Raw genomic sequence first — 21,176 nt, forward strand, 5'->3', positions numbered from 1 at the left:
CCCGTTCATGGCGCCCCGCGCAAAGGAGGTGGTGTGGAGAACAGCCAGAATTACTCCGCGCGGCCACATACTCGGATACCGAGGCTTCCGAGTGGGAGAAGGGCGGACCGGAAGCCGGCTGATAACACCGGACGGAATGGTCAGGCTCGTTTTCGGATTCGGCGGCCCCTTGCGCGTCGTCGACGCGGTGAACCCGACGCGGTCGGTGACGGCCACCTCGCTGGCCATCGGCACTCACGCCACCGCCGCCCTCGGCGAGTACACCGGACCGGTGCACGGCGTGACCGTCCTGTTGACCCCGCTCGCCGCGTACCGCCTGACAGCGGCTCCCATGGGGCCGTTCGCCCGCCGCACGGTGGACCTGGCCGACGTACTCGGCAACCGCCTGCGGAAACTTGTCGGCCGGCTCGCCGGATGCCCCGACTGGCACTCGCGCTTCGCGCTGCTCGACAGCCTGCTGGCCCGCCTGCTGCTCAACGGCCCGCCGTGGTCACCACAGGTCGACTGGGCATGGCGGAAACTGCACCACACCGCAGGACAGACCCCCGTCGCCCAACTGGCCACCGAGGCCGGATGGAGCCACCGCCGGTTGCAACGCCGCTTCCTCCAACAGGTCGGCCTGCCGCCGAAGTCACTCGCCCAGGTGCTGCAGCTGCAGGCGGCGCTGCGCCATCGCAGAGACGGCCGGACGTGGGCCGACGCGGCCGGGGCGGCCGGCTACCACGACCAGGCGCACTTCACCCGCACCTTCAAGGCACTGATCGGCTGCACCCCCGGCCGGTTCCCCGCCGTCAGGGCCGACCCCGAGGGCTACGGCCTGCTCGACGCCCTTCCCGACCACATCACCACCGCATCGCCCGACGCCACGACCGGAACCGTCCGGACGACCGGACCGATCCCGACAGGAAAGGCAGGAGACACATGTGCGGCATCACGGGGTGGGTCGCTTTCGACCGCGACCTGCGCACGAAGCAGTCCACCGTGGACGCCATGACCGAGACGATGGCCTGCCGCGGGCCTGACGGCCTTGGCACCCACGTCGACGAGCATGTCGCCCTGGGACACCGCAGGCTGGCCATCATCGACCTCCCCGGCGGGGGACAGCCGATGAGTGTGCCGACTCCCCGCGGCGCCGTCACCATCGTGTACGCCGGAGAGACCTACAACTTCCACGAACTACGCGCCGAACTCACCGCTCGCGGGCACTCCTTCACCTCCCGCTCCGACACCGAGGTGGTCCTGCGTGGCTATCTGGAGTGGGGCGAGGCGGTCGCGGACCGCCTCAACGGCATGTATGCCTTCGCCATCTGGGACGCCCGCGAGCACAAGCTGGTGATGATCCGCGACCGGGCGGGCATCAAGCCGTTCTACTACTACCCCACGCCCGACGGGGTGCTGTTCGGTTCGGAGCCCAAGGCCATCCTCGCCAACCCGCTCGCCGAACCCGTCGTCACCGTCGACGGTTTCCGGGAGCTGTTCGCGTTCGTCAAGACCCCCGGCCACGCGGTGTGGGAGGGGATGCGCGAGGTCGAGCCAGGCACCGTGGTCACCGTACGCACCACCGGCATCCGCACCACCCGCTACTGGAGCCTTGAGACCGCGGAGCACACCGACGACCGGGACGCCACAGTGGCCCGGGTGCAGGAACTCCTGCACGACACGATGCGCCGCCAGCTCGTCTGCGACGTACCCAGCTGCACCCTGCTCTCCGGCGGGCTGGACTCCTCGGCCATGACGGCGATCGCCTCCGCGCAACTCGCCGGGCAGGGCGAGAAGGTGCGCAGCTTCGCGGTGGACTTCGTCGGCCTGACCGAGAACTTCGTCGCCGACGAGCTGCGCCCGGAGCCGGACACCCCCTTCGTGCACGACGTCGTGCGGAAGTCCGGCACGCTGCACCAGGACATCGTGCTGAGCTCGGCCGAGATGACCGACCCCGAGGTCCGCCGGAAGGTCATCCGCGCCCGCGACCTCCCCTCCGGTCTCGGCGACCTCGACGCCTCGCTGTACCTGCTCTTCAAGGCGATCCGCGAGCACGCGACCATGGCGCTGTCCGGTGAGTCCGCCGACGAACTGTTCGGCGGCTACCGGCAGTTCTTCGACCCCGAGGCGCGCAAGTGCACCACCTTCCCCTGGCTGGCCGGACACCAGCAGTTCTTCGGCCAGGGCCGGAAGCAACAGCACGACGACTCTTCCGCGCCCGCCCGGCAGAGCCTGCTGACCGACCACCTGAGCATGGCACTCGACCTCGACGACTACATTCAGGACTCGTACCGCGACGCCGTGTCCGGCATCCAACGCCTCGACGGTGAGAGCGACCTGGAGTGGCGGATGCGCAAGATCAGCCACCTCCATCTCACCCGGTTCGTGCGCATCTGGCTCGACCGGAAGGACCGGATGAGCATGGCCTCCGGTCTGGAGGTGCGGGTGCCCTTCTCCGACCACCGGCTGGTGGAGTACGTGTACAACGCGCCCTGGGCGCTGAAGTCCTTCGACGGGAAGGAGAAGTCACTGCTGCGCGCCGCTGCCGCGGATGTTCTGCCGCGCTCCGTGGTGGAGCGCCGCAAGTCCCCCTACCCGTCCACCCAGGACCCCACATACGCCGCCGCCCTCCGACAACAGTGCGCAGACCTGCTGGACACACCTGGGCACCCGGTGTTCGACCTGGTCGACAAGGCCGGACTACGACAGGCGGTCGCGGCCGACACTCCACAGATCGACCAGGCTTCCCGACGCGACCTGGAACGGACGCTGGATCTGGCCGTCTGGATCGACATGTACACCCCGACGATCAAACTCCCCTGACCGCCCCGTAGCCCGACACGGGGAGTGCCCGGCGCCCGCCAGGGACTCCCCACCCATCCCCCTTCTCCCCCCTCCTCCCGGAGCACGACGTTGGCACCCATCGGTCGGCAACAAACATCACCGTCCACCACAACGGCACCCCCCGTGCCGCCGCACGCGTCCACCCGAGGATGGCTCGCGGTCGTCGCCATCGCCTTCGGCGTCTTCACCGTGACCGCGACCGAGACCATGCCCTTCGGGCTGCTCCCCGAAATGGCGGCCGATCTGCGGGTCTCGGAAGGAACGGTAGGGCTGACGGTCACCGGCTACGGCTTCTTCGCCGGCATCCTCGCCCCGGTCCTCACCGCGGCCACCCGCCGTCTCGACCGCGGACGGCTGCTCCTCGTCATCCTCACGGTGTTCGTCGTGGGCAACGTCCTCACCGCACTGGCCGTGAACTACGTGTGGCTGATGCTCGTCAGACTGGTGATCGGGTTCATCCACGGCGTGCTGTGGGCCATCGTCGCGAGCATCGCCGTACGGCTGGTGCCACCGGACCACTCCGTGCGGGCAACGGCCGTCGTGTTCTCCGGCATCTCCCTGGCCACGGTCCTCGGAGTGCCCCTCGGCACCATCGTCGGCCAGTGGCTGGACTGGCGTGCCGCCTTCTGGGCACTGGCCGCCTGCAGCGCCGTAGCTCTCATCGCCACCGCGGTGCTGATGCCGCCGATGCCCGCCCGCGGCGGCATCCATCTCTCCGAGCTGCCCCGCCTGCTGAGGACCGGCAACCTACGCACCGCGGTGGGCGTGACCGCCGTCGTCGTGATCGGCCACTACGCCGCCTACACCTACATCACCCCCTTCCTGCTCCGGAACATAGGCGTGGCCCCGGACATGATCGGAGTACTGCTGCTCTCCTTCGGCGCCGCCGGCGTCGCGGGCAACTTCCTGGCAGGAGCGATCATCGGACGCGGCCCGGCGCTGCGCACGGTCGTTCTCTGCCTCATCGCCGGCACCGGCGGCTCGATGGCGCTGCTCCTGGCCGCCGGCGCCTGGAAACCGGCGGCGATCGTCTTCCTGCTCAGCTGGGGTCTCGCCTACTCCGCACTGCCGGTCGCCCTGCAGACCCTGGTCTTCCGCAGCGCCCCCCAGGCCCGGGAGGCGGCGACCTCCCTCTACGTCCTGTCCTTCAACGTCTCCATCGGCCTGGGAGCCCTGTCCGGCTCCCTCGCCCTCGACTACTCGGGCCCGTCGCTGGTGATGGTCACCGCCATGGCCTTCTGCGCCCTCGCCCTCTTCCTGGCCGGGCTGCTGCGCCCCGAGCGGACGGTGAAGTGACGCGTATGAACGATCGACCGCGCGGCGACAGCAGGGGCACCGGCTGCCGACGGCCACTGCTCGTGGTGGCCGCCGCCATCGTGCAGGAGGGACGTCTCCTGGTCGTGAGCAAGAAGGCGGCACCTGACATGTTCTACCTGCCGGGCGGCAAGCCCGACGCGGGGGAGGAGGCGTCGGAGACCCTGGTGCGGGAACTGGCCGAGGAACTCGGTGTGAAACCGATGAGGACACGCTTCCTGGCCGAAGTCGAAGCCGTGGCAGCGCTGGAGAATGTGCCGATGCGGATGACGGTGTTCGAGGCGCACATCAGCCAGGTGCCCCGACCAGCGGCCGAACTGGCTCACCTGCGGTGGGCATCCGGCCGAGAACAGGACCTCGTACTCGCACCAGCAGTCCGAGACCACGTACTGCCTCTGCTGCGACGCCGTGGCGCGATCGCACCTGTTCGGCCTCATGGTCACACGCCGGCAGCGAGGACCTGAACCCTGTGCCGCTCTTACTCGCTTCGCGGCCGGGTCGGTTCTCCTCGTCGTGCCCTCGCATGCGAAGAATGGCTGATCATGCCGTGCGATACCCCGGGGTCGCCCTGGTATGAAGGTCAGGAAAGGGCGGCAGCACGCCTGCGCCAACCTCAAGGTGATACGAAAGGTTGATATCGGGGTATGACCGCTACATCCTTCAACCCCCATGCGCTGCTCGCGAAGAGCCAGATCGGTGTGCTTGCGACCATCAAGGCGGACGGGCGGCCCCAGCTCTCCCCCGTCCAGCCGTTCTACGACGAGTCGGCGAGCGTGATCTACGTGTCCACCAGCGCGGGCGCGGCCAAGGTGGCGAACCTGCGGCGGGACGCCCGGGCCACGCTGGAGGTGACGAGCCCCGACGGCATGTCGTGGGCCACCGCCGAGGGCATCGCCACGCTCACCGGGCCGGGCACCGCCCCCGACGGGCCCGAGGTGGACGCGCTGGTGAACTACTACCGGGTCGCCGCCGGGGAGCACCCGAACTGGGACGAGTACCGGGCGGTGATGGTCTCCGACCGCCGGGTGCTCATCACGATGACGGTCGACCACGTCTACGGGGCCGACATCAGCTGACGGGACGGCAGGCGCGGGAACGCCCCCGCGTTCACGGGAACGGCCGTCGGCCTCCGAAACCCAGTCGGGTTCGGAGGCCGACGGCCGTTCCGCTTTCCCTTGCTCAGGCGTGCGCGTGCAGCAACGTCTCTCCGTCCTGCTTCCGCAGGACCCCGATCAGGTCGCGCAGGCCCTGGTCGGCCCGGGCGATCTCGTCGTCCGTGAGGTACACGGACGGCTCGAACCGGAGGGTGTTCGTGGCGCTCGCGGTGGGGAAGATGCGGATCGCGTGGACGCGCAGCAGGTAACCGGCGAAGAGATAGCCGAGGAGGCCCGCCTGAGCCTGGTCGCGGATGATCTCCGAGGAGGACTCGGACTGGTCGTGGAACTCCAGGCCGATCATCAGGCCCTTGCCGCGGACGTCCTTGACGATGTCACCGAACTCCTCCCTCAACCGGCCGAGCATCGCGAGGAGTTGGTCGCCGCGCTCGGCGGCCAGCCGGTACGCCCCGCCGTCGTCGGCCTCCAGCAGGTCCACGGTGCGGCCGGCGATGAGGGTGGAGAAGCTGTCCTTGGCGTAGGTGGAGCTGTGGACGAGTTCGAAGTCTGTGCGGTAGCGGGAGCCCCGGATCAGGGTGAGCGCGGCCTTGGCGATGCCGCCGCCGAGGCTCTTGGCGAGGGTGTAGTAGTCGCCCTGGAGGCCGAGGTGCGAGCTGGCGAAGAACGCGCCGGAGCGGCCCATGCCGCTCTGCACCTCGTCCACGATGATCGGGCAGTCGATCGTGGCGCAGACCTCCTGGATCCGGCGTACGGCGGCCCGGTCGAGGACCCGGATGCCGGCCTCTCCCTGGATGGGTTCGAGGATGAAGGCGCAGATGACGGGCAGTTCCCGTTCGGTCAGGCGGACGACGTCTTCCTCGACGGTGAAGTCCAGGACCGTCCTGCGCTCCTCCGCCACGGTCTTCTCCAGCGCGTCCGGCTGGTCGAGCGGCACGAAGCGGCACTGGGCGGCCAGGGCGGTGAACGGAGCGCGGTAGCCGGCGTTGTGGGTGAGCTGGACGCTGCCGACCAGCTTGCCGTGGAAGGAGCCCTCCGGGGCCAGGAACACCGGGCGGGCTGACATGCGCTCGCTGTTGGCGGCCCGGACCGCGTCGAGCAGGCGGTCGATGTCGCCGGCGTCCCCCGGCGCGGCGTCGGGGCCGAGGAGGTCGGCGGCGCCGTCGGTGGCGATGCGGGCACCGGACCGTATCGCCGCGCGGGCCTCGTCGAGGTGGGCCTCGATCTCCTCCGTCAGCTCGGCCAGCTTCATCACCCGGTCGAGCTCGGCGTGCTTGACCGCCACCTCGACGGCCTCGGCGCCGCTGTTGGCGAAGACCGCCGAATAGTGCTCGTCGGTGCCGAACTCCCGCTGGAGGATGCCGTTGATCTTCCAGGCGAGGTCGTTGGCGTACGGGTGCCGGGAGAACTGGGCGTGGATCGGGGTCCCCTGGTCAAGCAGGGACTTGGCGTAGGCCACGATCTCCGGGTTGTTGTGCCCGAGTATCGCCGAGCCGTAGCCGCCCACCAGGTCGAGGACCGGGATTTCCGTGCCCTGGTCGTCACGGTAGAAGAGAGTGTTTCCCTGGGCGCGGATGTATTCGACGCCGAGTCCGAGTGAGGACAGCCATCCGGCAAGGTGCGGTTCCGCCAGTTCGAGTTTCTCGACCACCGGGTTTTCCTCTCCGTTTTTTCTGCCCGACCGATTTCGGCAGACCCTAACACCCGCATCTCCCACCTGCCGGTTCTGCCGTAATGAGCCAGTAACATCCCACTCTCCGGTAATTCCCTGGAACATCTCCGGTAATTGGCCGTCCTCGTGGCACGTTCTTTCCGGAGCGTGCGGCACGTTACCGGGACGGGACTGAATTTTGGGCCGACTCGAAAAACTCCGGATACGCTCGGCGGGAGCGCATGGGCGTTACCCGAGGTGATTTCCAGTAAATGGAAGGGCAGCCGAGCGAAGATGACGAGTGAGCGACACTCCGCAGCAATAAACCCACTGGATCGGCAGGAACCGATCGCCGTCGTCGGCCTGTCCTGTCGGCTGCCCGGCGCCGACGGTCCCGAGACGTTCTGGAGGCTGCTGCGCGAGGGCCGGGACGCCGTCACCGAGATGCCCGAGCATCGGTGGGAGCCGATCTCGGCGGACGCCCGCAGCGAGATACGCCGGGGCGGGTTCCTGGACGCCGTCGAGGAGTTCGACGCCGCCTTCTTCGGGATCTCGCCCCGCGAGGCCGTCGTCATGGACCCGCAGCAACGGCTGCTGCTGGAGATCACCTGGGAGGCGCTGGAGGACGCGGGGATCGTCGCGACGAGCCTCGACGGCAGTCCCACGGCCGTGTTCGTCGGCACCGCCCGCGAGGACTACACGAGCCTGCTCTACCGGCAGGGCTCCGCCGCCATCACCCAGCACACCGTCGTCGGCACCCACCGCGGCATCATCGCCAACCGGGTCTCGTACGCGCTCGGGCTGAACGGGCCGAGCCTCACCGTCGACACCTCCCAGTCGTCCTCGCTGGTCGCCGTACACCTCGCGTGCGAGAGCCTGCGCGCCGGAGAGGCGGAACTGGCGCTAGCGGCGGGCGTCAACCTCAACCTCCTCGCCGAAGGGGTGGTGGGTGCCGAGCGGTTCGGCGGGCTCTCCCCGGATGGGCGCTGCTTCACCTTCGACGCCCGGGCGAACGGCTATGTGCGCGGTGAGGGCGCCGGCATGGTCGTACTCAAGCCGCTGCGGCGGGCCCTGGCCGACGGCGACCGGGTGCACGGCGTGATCCTCGGCAGCGCGGTCAACAACGACGGCGCCACGCCCGGCCTCACCGTGCCCAGCGCCGCCGCACAGGAGAAGGTGGTCCGACTCGCCCAGCGGCGGGCGGGGGTCGTGCCGGACGCCGTCCAGTACGTCGAGCTGCACGGCACCGGAACCCCGGTCGGCGACCCGATCGAGGCCGCCGCGCTCGGGGCGGCGGTCGGGGCGCTCAAGGCACCCGGGGACCCGCTGCGGGTGGGCTCGGTGAAGACGAACATCGGGCACCTCGAAGGGGCCGCCGGCATCGCCGGGCTCATCAAGACGGTCCTCTCCGTCCGCCACCGCATGCTCCCGCCGAGCCTCAACTTCCGTACGCCCAACCCGCAGATCCCGCTCGACACGCTCAACCTGTCGGTCAACGACCGGCTGGGCGAGTGGCCGCACCCCGAGCGCCCGCTGGTCGCCGGCGTGAGTTCCTTCGGCATGGGCGGCACCAACTGCCATGTGGTCGTGGGCGAGGCGCCGAGTGCGCGGAAACCCGAGGCCGCCCCGCACACCCGCCCCGCGGGCGCCGTGCTGCCCGTCGTGGTCTCCGGGCGGGGTACGGAGGCGCTGCGCGCCCAGGCCGGGCGATTCGCCGAGTTCATCGAGAGCCACGGTGACGCGGAGCCCGCCTCCGTCGGCCGGTCGTCGGTCTTCACCCGGTCACGGCTCGGTCACCGGGGTGTCGTGCTGGCCGCCGACCGGGACGAACTGGTCGCCGGGCTCCGCGCGTTGGCGTCGGGGCTGCCCGCGGCCGGGGTGGTGACGGGGGCCGAGGCGACGGGCCGACTGGCCATGGTCTTCACCGGGCAGGGCGCCCAGCGGATCGGGATGGGCACCGAACTCCACGCCGCCTTCCCGGTGTTCGCGGCCGCCTTCGACACGGTGTGCGCCCACCTCGACCCGCTGCTGGAGCGGCCGCTGCGTGAGGTCGTCGCCACCGGTGAGGCACTCGACGAGACCCGGTACACCCAGCCCGCGCTGTTCGCCGTCGAGGTCGCGCTGTTCCGGCTGTTCGAGTCGTGGGGCGTACGGCCCGACCTCCTCGCCGGGCATTCGATCGGCGAGGTCGCCGCCGCCCATGTCGCCGGGGTCCTCTCGCTGGCCGACGCCTGCGCGCTGGTCGCCGCCCGGGGCCGGCTGATGCAGGAACTGCCCGCCGCAGGCGCCATGGTCGCCGTACAGGCCGCCGAGGACGAGGTGCTGCCGCTGCTGGCGGGCCGGGAGGGCGAGGTGGCGGTCGCCGCCGTCAACGGCCCCGCGGCCCTCGTGCTCTCCGGGGACACGGACGCGGTGCTGGAGATCACCGCCGTCCTGAAGCAGCGGGGACACAAGACCAAGCGGCTGACGGTGAGCCACGCGTTCCACTCGCCGCACATGGACGGGATGCTCGACGCATTCCGCCGGGTGGTCACCGGGCTGGCCTTCCACCAGCCCCGTATCCCCGTCGTCTCCACGGTGACGGGCGAGATCGCGGCGCCCGAGCTGCTGACCTCCCCCGAGTACTGGGTCGAGCAGGTCCGCCGGCCGGTGCGGTTCATGCGGGCCGCGCGGACCCTGGAGGCGGAGGGCGTACGGACCGTCCTCGAACTGGGGCCCGACGGCGTCTGCTCGGCGATGGTGGCCGAGAGCGTGCTCGACAAGGACTCCGTAGCCGCCGAACCGGCGCTGCGCTCGGGGCGGCCCGAGGAGCGGACGGCCTGGACGGCGCTGGCGCGGGCGTTCGTCCGCGGAGCGGGGGTGGACTGGGAGGCCGTGTTCGAGGGGGCCGGGGGGCGTCGGATCGATCTGCCGACGTACGCGTTCCAGCGGGAGCGGTACTGGGTGACGGATCTGGCCCGCGCGGAGGATGCCGCGGCCGGTGGTTCCTCCGTGCCCGCGCTCGGGCCCGGAGCCTTGCCCGCCGCCGTGCGGCCGAAGCGCGCCGTCGCGTCCGCGGCGGCGGGTGAGTGGTCGGCGGTCGAGCTGGTGACCTCCCATGTCGCCGCCGTCCTGGGGTACGCTGCCGGGCGGGCCGTCGAGATGGACGTGCCGTTCCGGGACCTCGGGTTCAGCTCCCTGATGACCGTGGAGTTGCGCGAGAACCTCGCCGGGGCGACCGGGCTGCGGCTGCCGACGGGGCTGGTGTTCGACCATCCGACACCCCGGGCGGTGGCGGAGTTCGTCGCGGCCGAGCTGGCGGGGGCGGACCCGGGCGGGGCCGGTGAATTGCTGCCGGTGGCCGGGGCCGGTTCGGGCTTGGGTGGGCAGGACGCGTACGACGAGCCGATCGCGATCGTCGGCATGGCCTGCCGGTACCCCGGTGGTGTCGCCTCGCCCGAGGATCTGTGGCGGCTGGTGGCCGAGGGCGGCGACGCGATCTCTGCGTTCCCGACCGACCGGGGCTGGGCCGAGGACCTCTACGACCAGGACCACGAGCGGTCCGGCAAGAGCTATGTCCGCGAGGGCGGGTTCCTGCACGACGCGGGCCGGTTCGACGCGTCCTTCTTCGGGATCTCCCCGCGCGAGGCGCAGGCCATGGACCCGCAGCAGCGGCTGCTGCTGGAGACCGCCTGGGAGGCGCTGGAGCGGGCCGGACTGGTCCCGCAGGAGCTGCGCGGCAGCCGTACCGGAGTCTTCGTCGGCGCTACGGCCGGGGACTACGGACCCCGGATGCACGACGCGCCCGACGGCATCGAGGGGCATCTGCTGACCGGCGGTGCGGCGAGCGTGATGTCCGGGCGGATCGCCTACCAGTTCGGGTTCGAGGGACCCGCGGTGACCGTGGACACGGCGTGCTCGTCGTCGCTGGTCGCGCTGCATCTGGCGGTGCAGTCGCTGCGGCGCGGCGAGTCGAGTCTCGCCGTCGCGGGCGGGGTGACGGTCATGTCGACGCCCGGCATGTTCCTGGAGTTCTCGCGGCAGCACGGGCTGGCGGCGGACGCGCGCTGCAAGGCGTTCGCGGCGGCGGCCGACGGGACCGCGTGGGCGGAGGGCGTGGGCCTGCTGGTCGTGGAGCGGCTCTCCGACGCGCGCCGCAACGGCCACCGGGTCCTCGCGGTGGTGCGGGGCTCGGCCGTCAACTCCGACGGCGCGTCCAACGGGCTGAGCGCCCCGAACGGGCTGTCGCAGCAGCGGGTGATCCGGCAGGCGCTCGTCGACGCCGGGCTCACCACGTCCGACGTCGACGTCATGGAGGCGCACGGTACGGGCACCGCACTGGGCGACCCCATCGAGGCGGAGGCCATCCTCGCCACGTACGGGCGGGACCGAGGGGGCCGGGAGCCGGTGCTGCTCGGTTCGCTGAAGGCCAACATCGGGCACGCGCAGGCCGCGGCCGGGGTCGGCGGCGTCATCAAGATGGTCCAGGCGATGCGGCACGGCGTCGTACCGGCCACGCTGCACGTCGACGAGCCGACCCCGCACGTCGACTGGGCCTCCGGCGCGGCCGAACTGGTCCGCGAGCGACGGCAGTGGCCGCACACATACGCACCCCGACGAGCCGCCGTGTCGTCCTTCGGGATCAGCGGCACGAACGCGCATGTGATCGTGGAACAGGGGGACGTGGCGGAGCCGGCCGGGGCCGACACGGCGGCCGCGGCACCGCGGGGAGGCACGGCCGCGGCGGCGGGTCCGGCCGCCGACGGCCATGAGGCGGGCACCGCCGGTGCCGACCCGATCCCCGCGGGCATCGCGCCTGCTACCCCGGCGACCGGCGCGGACGCGATCCCGGCGGCCGACACCGCGGCCTCCCCCGCCCCCCGTGTCCCCTGGGTCCTCTCCGCCCCCACCGAGGACGGCCTGCGCACGCAGGCCGGGCGCTTGCGGGAGTTCGTGGGGAGTACGGGCGTGGTGCGCGCCGGGGACGTCGGGCTGGCGCTGGCGACCACGCGGACGGCGTTCCGGCGGCGTGCCGTTGTGCTCGGCTCGGACGTCGGCGAACTGCTGGCCGGGCTGGACGCGGTCGTCGACGGGGCAGGAGCACCGAACGTCGTGCGGGGCGATGTCGGCGAGACGGGGCGGACGGCGTTGCTGTTCACCGGGCAGGGCGCCCAACGCCTCGGGATGGGCCGGGAGTTGTACGAGGCGTTCCCGGTGTTCGCCGAGGCGCTGGACGCGGTGTCCGCGGCGCTCGACCCTCATCTGGAGCGGCCGCTGCGCGAGGTGCTGTTCGCCGAGGAGGGCAGTGCGGAGGCAGAGCTGCTGCACCGCACGCGGTACACCCAGCCCGCGCTGTTCGCCGTGGAGGTGGCCCTCTTCCGGCTGCTGGTCGAGCGCGACGGGGTCGTACCCGAGCTGCTCGCCGGACACTCGATCGGCGAGCTGGCGGCGGCCCATGTCGCCGGCGTGCTGTCGCTGGAGGACGCCGCCGCGCTGGTCGCGGCCCGGGGCCGGCTGATGCAGGCGGCCCGCTCGGACGGGGCGATGATCGCGATCCAGGCCAACCCGGACGAGGTTGCCGAGTCGATCGCCGGGCACGCCGACGCCGTCTCCCTCGCCGCCGTCAACGGGCCCCGTTCCGTGGTGCTCGCGGGCGACGAGCCGGAGGTCACTCGGATCGCGGAGCAGTGGCGCGAGCGCGGCAGCCGCACGCGCAGGCTCCAGGTGAGCCACGCCTTCCACTCGCCGCACATGGACGGCATCCTCGACGAGTTCCGCGAGGTGGCCCGGTCCCTGACCTTCCACCCGCCCGAGATCCCCGTCGTCTCCACGGTCACCGGGGAACCCGCCGAGCCCGAGCTGCTGTGCTCCCCCGACTACTGGACCGACCAGATCCGCGCCACCGTCCGCTTCCACGACGCCGTACGGTCCCTGCGGGCGCTCGGGGCCGGGCTGTTCGTGGAGGTGGGTCCGGACGCCGTCCTCACCGGCATGGCGCGGGAGGCGTTCGCCGAGGAAGAGGACGACGGCGCCGCCGTGACGAGCGTCGCGCTCTCGCGGGCCGGGCGGCCGGAGGCGGACACGTACACGACCGCCCTCGCGCACCTCCACGCGGCCGGCGGCGAGGTCGACCTGACCGCGTACTTCCCCGGCGCCGCCCGGATCGACCTGCCGACGTACGCCTTCCGGGGCGACCACTTCTGGCTGCTCCCCGGCGCCCGCTCCGACGCGCGCGGGCTCGGGCTGGATCCGGCCGGCCACCCGCTCCTCGGCGCGGCGGTGGAAATGGCCGGCGGCGAGGACCTCGTCCTCACCGGCCGGTTGTCGCCGCGTACGCACCCATGGCTGGCGGACCACGTCGTGGAGGGCGCGGTGCTGCTGCCCGCCACGGCCTTCCTGGAGCTGGCCTTTGCCGCCGGGGAGCGGGTCGGCGCGGAGCGGGTCGACGACCTCACCCTGGAGGCACCGCTGGTGCTGCCCGAGCGGGACTCGGTACGCGTCCAGGTCAGGGTCACCGACCCGGACGGTACCGGCGCCCGGTCGTTCACGATCCACTCGCGCCCGGCCACCGCCGACGACGACACGGCGGCGGACCGGCCGTGGACCCGGCACGCCACCGGTGTCCTCGCGCCGACCGCCGGTCCGGCCTCGACGGCCGGGGACACGGGCGCCTGGCCGCCCGCCGGCGCGGTGGCGCAGCCGGTCGACGACGCATACGCCGTGCTGCGGGACCTCGGCTACGACTACGGGCCCGCGTTCCGGGGCGTGCGGGCCGTGTGGCGGCTCGGCGACGACCTCCTCGCGGAGGTGGCGCTCGCCGACGAACAGCGCGAGGGGGCCGCCCTGTTCGGGCTGCACCCGGCGCTGCTCGACGCCGCGCTGCACCCGCTGCTGCCGTCGGCGGCCGAGGACCCGGGGCGGATCAGGCTGCCGTTCTCCTGGGCGGGGGTCCGGCTGCACGCGGCCGGGGCCACCGCGCTGCGGGTGCGGATCTCGCCCCTCGGCACGGACACCTTCCGGCTGACGGTCGCCGACGGCACGGGCGCTCCCGTCGTGACCGTCGACTCCCTCGCGCTGCGCCCGGTCGACCGCAGCAGGCTCGCCACGGTCACAGGCGCCCGCGACGACTCCCTGTTCACCATCGACTGGCCCGCGCTGTCCGCGCCGGAGGTCCCCGCGTGGAGCCGGAGCGACCTCACCGATCCGGCCGGCCTGTCCGCCGTCGCACCGGCCGACCTCGTGGTGCTCACCCTCGCTGCGGACGGGGAGGCGACGCCCGTCGCCGCGCGCGCGGCGACCGTACGGACGCTGGAGCTGGTTCAGCGGTGGCTGGACGACGAGCGGTTCGCGGGGTCCCGGCTGGTCGTCGTGACCACCGGTGCCGTCGCCGCCCTGCCCGGCGACGACGTGACCGACCTCGTCCACGCGCCCTTGTGGGGTCTGCTGCGCACCGCGCAGACCGAGCACCCGGACCGGATCGTGCTCGTCGACCTCGACGGGAAGGGCGACGTGCGGGCACAGGTGGCCGCCGCCGTGGCCACCGGGGAACCGCAGATCGCCGTACGGGACGGGCGGTCGCACGCCCCGAGGCTGGCCCGCGCCGCGGACCGCCGCACCGATCCGCCGCGGCTCGACCCGGACGGCACGGTGCTGATCACCGGCGGTACGGGCGGGCTCGGCGCGCTGTTCGCCCGGCATCTGGTGACCGGGCACGGCGCCCGCCGGCTGGTGCTGACCAGCCGGCGAGGACCCGACAGCCCCGGCGCGTCCGCGCTCGCCGAGGAACTCACCGGGCTGGGCGCGCGGGTCCGGATCGTCGCCGTCGACGCCGCCGACCGGGACGCCCTGGCCGACCTGATCGCCGGCATACCGGCGGAGCATCCGCTGACCGCCGTCGTGCACACGGCCGGTGTCCTCGACGACGCCACCGTCGGCTCGCTGACCGGAGCGCAGGTGGAGACGGTCCTGCGGCCCAAGGTCGACGGGGCGTGGCATCTGCACGAGCTGACGCGCGGTCATGATCTGGCGGCGTTCGTGCTGTTCTCCTCCGTGTCGGGCATCACCGGTATGGCGGGCCAGGCCAACTACGCCGCCGCCAACACCTTCCTCGACGCGCTCGCCCACCACCGGCGCGCGCGGGGCCTGCCGGCGCACTCGCTGGCGTGGGGGCTGTGGGACGCGACCGCCGGCATGGGCGGCACGCTCTCCGAGGCGGACGTGGCCCGCTGGACGCGTGCCGGTGTCGTACCGCTGGACGCGGAGCGGGGGCTGCGGCTGTTCGACGAGGCGCTGGCCGCCCCCGGGGCGCTCGTCGTGCCCGCCGCGCTGCGGCCGGGGCGGGCCGGTGCGGGCGCCGAGCAGGTCCCGGCCGTCTGGCGGGGCCTGGTCCGCACCCGCCGGGTCGCGCGCACGGCGAGCGCCCCCGGCACCGGGGACTGGTCGGCGCGGATCGCCGCGCTGCCCGAGGAGGACCGGTACGCCGCGGTGCTCGCCGTGGTGCGTACGTCCGCCGCCCTGGCCCTGGGGCACGCCTCCGGTGACGCCGTGGACGCCACACGGGCGTTCAGGGAGCAGGGCTTCGACTCGCTCACCGCCGTCGAGCTGCGCAACCAGGTGAACGGCGCGACCGGGCTGCGGCTGGCGTCCACGGTCGTCTTCGACCATCCGAGCCCCGACGCTCTGGCCCGCCATCTGCTGGGCCGGGTCGCGGGCGAGGCCCCGGCCGCCGTGGCCGAGGCGCCGTCCGCGACCGGCACCGACGAGCCCATCGCGATCGTCGGGATGGCCTGCCGTTACCCCGGCGGGGTGGGCTCGCCGGAGGACCTGTGGCGGCTGGTGTCCTCCGGGACGGACGCGATCAGCGGCTTCCCCGCCAACCGCGGCTGGGACCTGGAGAAGCTCTACGACCCGGACCCCGGGAGCACCGGCACGTCGTACGTCCGCGAGGGCGGGTTCCTGCACGACGCTGACCTCTTCGACCGGGAGTTCTTCGGGATCTCGCCACGCGAGGCGACCGCGACCGACCCCCAGCAACGGCTGCTCCTGGAGACCGCCTGGAACGCCTTCGAGAACGCGGCGATCGACCCGGCCGCGCTGCGCGGCAGCAACACCGGGGTGTTCGTCGGCGCGATGTACGACGACTACGCGTCGCGGCTGCCGTCGGTGCCCGCCGAGTTCGAGGGATTCCTGCTGGTCGGGAACACCTCCAGCGTGATCTCCGGGCGGCTCGCCTACGCGTACGGCCTGGAGGGTCCCGCGGTCACCGTGGACACCGCCTGCTCGTCGTCGCTCGTCGCCCTGCACCTGGGGGCGCAGGCGCTGCGGTCCGGGGAGTCCGACCTGGTGATGGCGGGCGGGGTCACCGTGATGGCGGGGCCGGGCTCGTTCGTCGAGTTCAGCCGGCAGCGGGGGCTCGCGCCGGACGGCCGCTGCAAGTCGTTCTCCGCGCGCGCCGACGGCACCGTGTGGAGCGAGGGCGTGGGCCTGCTGCTTCTGGAGCGGCTGTCCGACGCCCGGCGCAACGGGCACCAGGTGCTCGCTGTGCTGCGCGGCTCCGCAGTCAACCAGGACGGCGCCAGCAACGGGCTCACCGCACCCAACGGCCCCTCCCAGGAGCGGGTGATCCGGCAGGCCCTCGCGGGCGCCGGGCTGCGGGCCTTTGACGTCGACGCCGTGGAGGCGCACGGCACCGGCACCGCGCTGGGCGACCCGATCGAGGCGCAGGCCCTGCTGGGCACGTACGGCGCCGACCACGACGCCGAGAACCCGCTGTGGCTGGGCTCGCTCAAGTCCAACATCGGACACGCGCAGGCCGCGGCCGGCGTCGGCGGCATCATCAAGATGGTCCAGGCGATCCGCCACGGAGTGCTGCCGAAGACGCTGCACGCCGAGGAGCCCTCGCCGCACATCGACTGGGACAGCGGCGCCCTCGCCCTGCTCACCGAGGCCCGTGAGTGGCCCGAGGCCGGGCGTCCGCGCCGGGCCGCCGTGTCGTCGTTCGGAATCAGCGGCACCAACGCGCACGTGATCATCGAGCAGGCGGAGGAGGAGCCCGCGACGACCGGCGCCCCGGGTTCAGGGGACGTGGCGACGGCCGAGGACCGCCCGGCCCCGGGCACCGCCCTGCCCTGGCTGCTGTCGGCCAAGTCGGACACGGCGCTGCGGGCGCAGGCCGAGCGGCTGCGGGCGTTCGTGGCCGAGCGGCCCGGACTCGCACCCGTCGACGTCGGCTTCTCGCTGGCCACCGGCCGGGCCCGGCACGAGCACCGGGCCGCCGTGCTGGGGCACGACCGGGACGAACTCCTGCAGGCCCTCGACGCGTTGGCGCGAGGCGAGGACACGCCCTCCGTCGTGCGTGACGGCGGCGGTACGAGGGGCAGGACGGCGTTCCTGTTCACCGGGCAGGGCAGCCAGCGCCCCGGCATGGGACGCGACCTGTACGCGGCCTCCCCGGTGTTCGCCGCCGCCTTCGACGAGGCGTGCGCCCACCTCGACGCCCACCTCGACGCCCATCTCGAACGGCCGCTGCGAGACCTCGTGTTCGCCGACGGGGACGAGCTGAACCGCACGGTGTTCGCGCAGCCCGCGCTGTTCGCGCTGGAGGTCGCGCTGTTCCGGCTCGCCGAGTCCTGGGGCCTCAAGCCCGACCATCTGCTGGGCCACTCGATCGGAGAGTTCGCGGCGGCGCATGTCGCCGGGGTGCTGTCGCTGCCCGACGCGTGCGCGCTGGTGGCGGCCCGGGGCCGGCTCATGGACGCTCTGCCGGAGGGCGGCGCGATGCTCGCCGTCGCGGCGGCGGAGGACGAGATCACCCTGCCCGACGGGGTGAGCCTCGCCGCCGTCAACGGCCCCGAGGCGGTCGTGGTCTCGGGCGACGAGGACGCGGTCGCGGCACTGGAGGAGCACTGGCGGGCCGAGGGACGCAAGGTCAAGCGCCTCGTCGTCTCGCACGCCTTCCACTCCCACCGCATGGACGGCATGCTCGACGCCTTCGCCGAGGTGGCCCGTGGCGTGACCTTCCACCCACCGACGCTGCCGATCGTGTCGACGGTCACCGGTGACCTGGTCGACGCCGCGCGACTGTGCACCCCGGAGTACTGGGTGGCCCAGGTGCGTCAGGCGGTGCGGTTCGCGGACGGGGTACGGCGGCTGGAGGCCGCCGGGGTCACCGACTATGTGGAACTGGGTCCCGACGGGGTGCTCTCCGCGCTGGTCGAGCCGTGTCTGACCGCCCCGGCGGGGACGGTGGTCCCGCTGCTGCGGGCCGGACGCCCCGGAACGCGGACCGTCGCCGCTGCTCTGACGCTGCTCGCCCTGCGTGGGGGCCGCGTCGACTGGAACGCGGTCTTCCCCGGCGCCCGCCGCACCCCCCTGCCCGGCTACGCCTTCCAGCGGCAGCGCTACTGGCTGACGGCCCCGGCGGCCTCCGGTGACGCCACCGACCTCGGCCTCGACTCTCCCGACCATCCGCTGCTGGGCGCGGCCGTGGAGGCGGTCGACGGCGACAGCGTCGTCCTCACCGGCCGGGTCTCCCCGCGTACCCACCCGTGGCTCGCCGACCACGCCGTCATGGGCACCGTGCTGCTGCCGGGGACCGCGTTCGTGGACCTCGCGCTGCATGCCGCCCGCCGGGCCGGCTGCACCCTGGTCGACGAACTCACCCTGACCGCGCCGCTGGTGCTCCGCGAGGACAGCGACGTACGCATCCAGGTGTCCGTCGGCGCACCCGACGACTCCGGCCGACGTCCGCTGACCGTCCACTCCCGTCCCGCCCGGGCCGACGGCGACCGCCGCTGGACCCGGCACGCCGAGGGAACACTGAGCACGGGCGAGCCCGCCATGGCCCTCCCCGAGGGCGTACGGCGGCCCGCCGACGCCGTGGAGATCCACCTCGACGGGGTCTACGACGCCCTCGCCGAACGGGAGTACGCGTACGGTCCGCTGTTCCAGAACCTGGCCCGGCTCTCCCGCCACGGGGACGACCTGCACGCCGAGGTCACCCTCGCCGAGGAACACCGGGCCGAGGCCGCGCGCTTCGCCCTGCACCCGGCGCTGCTCGACGCGGCCCTGCACCCGCTGCTGCCGGGGGTGGCGGACGTGGCCTCCGGTCCGATGGTGCCGTTCGCCTGGTCCGGCATCAGCGTGCCCCCGGCCGGAACGGGCCCCGGCGCGCTGCGGGTCCGGCTCGCGGTGACGCAGTCCGACGACACGACCGTGGTGGTCGCCCTGCACCTCGCCGACGAGACGGGGCTGCCGCTGGCGACGATCGACGAACTCCGGCTGCGCCCCCTCTCCCCCGGCGACCTGGCCGCCGCGAGCGCCCGGTCCCGGGAGGGTCTGTACGGGGTGCGGTGGACCCCTGTGCCGACCGACCCGGCCACCGACGCCGACGACGGCCCCTGGGCCGTGCTGGGCGAGGGGCTCCCGCTGTCCTCCGGTGCCCGGCCCGTCCCGTCCTACGACGGCCTCGCCGCGCTGCGGGCCGCGGTCGACGGCGGCGCCGAGGTCCCGTCGACGGTGCTGCTGCCCCTGCCGCCACCGCCGGCCGAGAACGCGGCCGGCGGGTTCGCCAGGCGGGCCCGGGGGGTGCTGCACGAGTTGCTCGGCACCGTACGGGACTGGCTGGCCGACGACCGGTTCGCGGCGAGCCGGCTGGTCGTGCTCACCCGAGGGGCCGTCGCCCCGGACGGCGAGGACGTCACCGATCTGGCGCAGGCCGGGGTCTGGGGTCTGCTGCGCTCCGCCCAGGCCGAGCAACGGGACCGGTTCGCGCTCGTCGACCTCGACGACCACCCCGGCTCCCACGAGGCCCTCGGCGCCGCGCTGCGCACCGGCGAACCCCAACTCCTCGTCCGGGCGGGCGAGGTGCTGGTCCCGAGGCTGGCCCCGGCCGAACCGGGCACCGGGCCGGACGGGGCGGGGCCGGACTGGCAGCGGGGCACGGTGCTCGTCACCGGCGGCACCGGTGCCCTCGGCGCGATCCTCGCCCGGCACCTGGTCACCCAGCACGGCGCCCGTCGGCTGCTGCTGACCAGCCGTCGCGGACCCGACGGCCCCGGCGCCCGGGAGCTGGCCGAGGAGCTGACCGCGCTCGGCGCCCACGTCCAGATCGTGGCCGCCGACGCCGCCGACCGGGACGCGCTGGCCGCGCTGCTCGCCGGCATCCCGGACGACCACCCGCTGACCGCCGTCGTGCACACCGCCGGCATCACCGACGACGCGACGGTCACCTCGCTGACACCGGACCAACTCGACGGCGTACTGCGGCCCAAGATCGACGGCGCGTGGAACCTGCATGAGCTGACCAAGGACGCGGACCTGTCGGCGTTCGTCCTGTACTCGTCCGTCGCCGGTGTCGTGGGCACACCGGGGCAGGCGAACTACGCCGCCGCCAACACCTTCCTGGACGCGCTCGCCCACCACCGGCACGCGAACGGCCTTCCCGCGCACTCCCTCGCATGGGGGCTGTGGGCCGAGAGCAGCACGCTCAGCACCCATCTGTCCGACGCGGACCTCAACCGTCTGGCCCGCCTCGGACTGCTGCCCCTCACCAACGCCGAGGCCACCGCGCTGTTCGACGCGGCGCTCACCCTCGACCGGCCCGTGCACGCCGTCACCCGGATCGACACCGGTGCGCTGCGCAGGGCCGAACACCTGCCGGCGGCGTTGCGGGGGCTCGCCCCGCGTCCGGCGCCCCGGGTCGAGCGGCGGGAGGTGCCGCTCCCGCAGCGGCTGGCCGGGCTCCCGCCCGCGGAACAGCGGCAGGTGCTCACCGATCTGGTGCGGGCGAGGACGGCCGCCGTCCTCGGGCACACCGACGCCACCTCGATCGGGACGACCCGCGCCTTCACCGAGCTGGGCTTCGACTCGCTCACCGCGGTCGAGCTGCGCAACCAGCTGAACGGCGCCACCGGGCTGCGGCTGCCCACCACGGTCGTCTTCGACCACCCCAACCCGGACGCGCTGGCGGCGTATCTGCACGCGGAACTCGTCGTGGAGGTCGTCGAGCCGTCCCCCGCCGATCCGGTGATGGCCGACCTCGACCGGCTGAAGGCCGCGCTGCCGAACGCGCTCTTGGACACGGCGGCGCACCGGAGCATCGCCGACCGGCTGCGGGAACTGCTCGACCTCGCCGACGGTGCCGACCCGCTCCGCGACGACGATCTGCCCGACCTCGACTCCGCGACCGACGAGGACCTGTTCGCCCTGGTCGACGAACTCGACTAGCGCGCAGGGCCGCACGGCCCAGGCCCGTCCCCTCCCTCGGACGGGCCCGGGCCGACCCATGACTTCCGTGC

General features: G+C 73.1%; 7 protein-coding genes. 6 read left to right on the top strand and 1 reads right to left on the bottom strand.

What is annotated here, in order from left to right; translation table 11 throughout:
* Nucleotides 1-136 precede the first annotated feature (136 nt).
* From ACIA8X_RS00745 to ACIA8X_RS00765, 5 genes are all read left to right on the top strand, one after another.
* The gene (locus tag ACIA8X_RS00745; RefSeq protein ID WP_393449405.1) at nucleotides 137-994 is read left to right on the top strand and encodes a helix-turn-helix domain-containing protein; all 858 of its coding nucleotides are present in this window, start codon (nucleotides 137-139) and stop codon (nucleotides 992-994) included.
* On the top strand, nucleotides 922-2,802 hold the full coding sequence (gene asnB, locus ACIA8X_RS00750; protein WP_393449407.1) for an asparagine synthase (glutamine-hydrolyzing): 1,881 nt from the start codon (nucleotides 922-924) through the stop codon (nucleotides 2,800-2,802). Before ACIA8X_RS00745 ends, asnB begins: the two co-directional genes overlap by 73 nt.
* A gap of 144 nt (nucleotides 2,803-2,946) precedes the next feature.
* Entirely contained in the window at nucleotides 2,947-4,119 is a 1,173-nt protein-coding gene (locus ACIA8X_RS00755; RefSeq protein ID WP_393449410.1) for an MFS transporter, read from the top strand.
* Nucleotides 4,120-4,184: 65 nt separating this feature from the next.
* On the top strand, nucleotides 4,185-4,601 hold the full coding sequence (locus ACIA8X_RS00760) for an NUDIX domain-containing protein (protein WP_399457477.1): 417 nt from the start codon (nucleotides 4,185-4,187) through the stop codon (nucleotides 4,599-4,601).
* A 180-nt stretch (nucleotides 4,602-4,781) separates the two neighbouring features.
* Entirely contained in the window at nucleotides 4,782-5,213 is a 432-nt protein-coding gene (locus ACIA8X_RS00765; protein ID WP_393449416.1) for a PPOX class F420-dependent oxidoreductase, read from the top strand.
* Between the two features lie 103 nt (nucleotides 5,214-5,316).
* On the opposite strand, the gene ACIA8X_RS00770 is transcribed toward ACIA8X_RS00765, so the two are convergent.
* On the bottom strand, nucleotides 5,317-6,900 hold the full coding sequence (locus tag ACIA8X_RS00770; RefSeq protein ID WP_393449418.1) for an aspartate aminotransferase family protein: 1,584 nt from the start codon (nucleotides 6,898-6,900) through the stop codon (nucleotides 5,317-5,319).
* A 294-nt stretch (nucleotides 6,901-7,194) separates the two neighbouring features.
* On the opposite strand from ACIA8X_RS00770, the gene ACIA8X_RS00775 reads away from it, so the two are divergent.
* Complete coding sequence (locus ACIA8X_RS00775; protein ID WP_399457478.1) at nucleotides 7,195-21,105, top strand: type I polyketide synthase; 13,911 nt, start codon at nucleotides 7,195-7,197, stop codon at nucleotides 21,103-21,105.
* Nucleotides 21,106-21,176: the final 71 nt, after the last annotated feature.

It is taken from the genome of Streptomyces sp. NPDC051738, assembly GCF_044453205.1.
In the GTDB taxonomy this organism is placed as follows: domain Bacteria; phylum Actinomycetota; class Actinomycetes; order Streptomycetales; family Streptomycetaceae; genus Streptomyces.

Bases quoted from the DNA above. Each gene is read 5' to 3' on its own strand.
- asnB (WP_393449407.1), top strand. From the start codon at position 922: ATGTGCGGCATCACGGGGTGGGTCGCTTTCGACCGCGACCTGCGCACG.
- ACIA8X_RS00745 (WP_393449405.1), top strand. From the start codon at position 137: ATGGTCAGGCTCGTTTTCGGATTCGGCGGCCCCTTGCGCGTCGTCGAC.
- ACIA8X_RS00765 (WP_393449416.1), top strand. From the start codon at position 4,782: ATGACCGCTACATCCTTCAACCCCCATGCGCTGCTCGCGAAGAGCCAG.
- ACIA8X_RS00775 (WP_399457478.1), top strand. From the start codon at position 7,195: ATGACGAGTGAGCGACACTCCGCAGCAATAAACCCACTGGATCGGCAG.